The following is a 1,602-nucleotide window of genomic DNA, read 5'->3' on the forward strand; positions in this document are numbered from 1 at the left end:
CGCTGGAGGCCGCGGAGAGCGCCGCCGACGACGCGGAGACCGCCGCCGCGTCGGACGCACTCGACCCGGACCACACACAGCGCGAGTCGGTCGTGGCCAGGCTGACCAAGCGCCTGACCGACTTCGTCCGGACCCACGAGGACGCGGACGACGCCGACGAGAACACGTACCTGCATAATGAGGACGTGGACGGCGACCCAGAGAGCACTGGCGACGCCCGCGAGGCTGCCGACACCCTCCGCCGCCGGAGCCGGATCCTGCGCCTGGCCCGCCCCTCGCGGGACCAGTCGGACCCCGGTCACCCGACCGACCACACATAGCACTCAACTGCAACGAAGGAGCTTTCCATGCCGGAAGCCGTGATCGTCTCGTACGCCCGCTCCCCCATCGGGCGCGCAAACAAGGGGTCCCTCGTGGGCATCCGCTCCGATGACCTCACCGCCCAGATGGTCAAGGCCGCGCTGGACAAGGTGCCGTCGCTCGATCCCACCCAGATCGACGATCTCATGCTGGGCTGTGGCCTGCCGGGCGGTGAGCAGGGCTTCAACATGGGCCGCGTCGTCTCCGTACTCGCCGGCCTGGACACCGTCCCCGGCACCACGGTCAACCGCTACTGCTCCTCCTCGCTGCAGACCACCCGCATGGCACTGCACGCGATCAAGGCCGGCGAGGGCGACGTGTTCATCTCCGCCGGTGTCGAGACCGTGACCAACTTCGCCAAGGGCACCTCCGACCACTGGCCGGACACCCACAACCCGATCTTCGCCGACGCCGAGGCCCTGACCGGCACCCGCGCCGAGGGCGGCGCCCCCACGTGGACCGATCCGCGTGAGAACAACCAGTTGCCCGACGTCTACATCCCCATGGGCCAGACGGCGGAGAACGTCGCGCAGATCACCGGCATCACCCGCGAGGAGCAGGACCACTGGGGCGTGCGGTCGCAGAACCGCGCGGTCGCCGCCGTCGAGAACGGCCACTTCGCCAACGAGATCACCCCGGTCACCATGCCCGACGGCACCGTGGTCTCCACCGACGACGGCCCGCGGCCCGGCACCACCTACGAGAAGATCTCGCAGCTCAAGCCGGTGTTCCGCCCCGACGGCACCATCGCCGCCGGCAACTGCTGCCCGCTCAACGACGGCGCCGCCGCACTCGTCATCATGAGCGACACCAAGGCCAAGGAGCTCGGCCTCACCCCGCTCGCGCGCGTGGTGTCCACCGGCGTCTCGGGCCTGTCCCCCGAGATCATGGGCCTGGGCCCGGTCGAGGCCGTCAAGAACGCGCTGCGGATCGCAGGAAAGTCGATCTCCGACATCGATCTGTTCGAGATCAACGAGGCCTTCGCCGTTCAGGTGCTCGGCTCCGCCCGCGAGCTCGGGATCGACGAGGACAAGCTGAACATCAACGGTGGCGCGATCGCGCTGGGCCACCCGTTCGGCATGACCGGCGCCCGCATCACCGCCTCGCTCATCAACAACCTGCAGGCGGCGGACAAGCAGTTTGGCGTGGAGACCATGTGCGTCGGCGGTGGCCAGGGCATGGCGATGGTGCTCGAGCGCCTCAGCTGATCCCGGACCGGCCTGACTGAGCTCGCGCGCCGCA

At 69.4% G+C, this 1,602-nt stretch carries 1 protein-coding gene and 1 pseudogene; both read left to right on the plus strand.

The window, feature by feature from the left end; genetic code table 11:
• Positions 1–320: pseudogene (locus G6019_RS08685) on the plus strand (SGNH/GDSL hydrolase family protein); the annotation flags it as partial.
• A 27-nt stretch (positions 321–347) separates the two neighbouring features.
• Positions 348–1,568, plus strand: coding sequence for an acetyl-CoA C-acetyltransferase (locus tag G6019_RS08690; protein WP_182613130.1), 1,221 nt, complete (start codon positions 348–350; stop codon positions 1,566–1,568).
• Positions 1,569–1,602: the final 34 nt, after the last annotated feature.

Origin of the sequence: Dietzia sp. DQ12-76 (assembly GCF_014145045.1) — a bacterium.
GTDB lineage: Bacteria > Actinomycetota > Actinomycetes > Mycobacteriales > Mycobacteriaceae > Dietzia.

Bases quoted from the DNA above. Each gene is read 5' to 3' on its own strand.
- G6019_RS08690 (WP_182613130.1), top strand. From the start codon at position 348: ATGCCGGAAGCCGTGATCGTCTCGTACGCCCGCTCCCCCATCGGGCGC.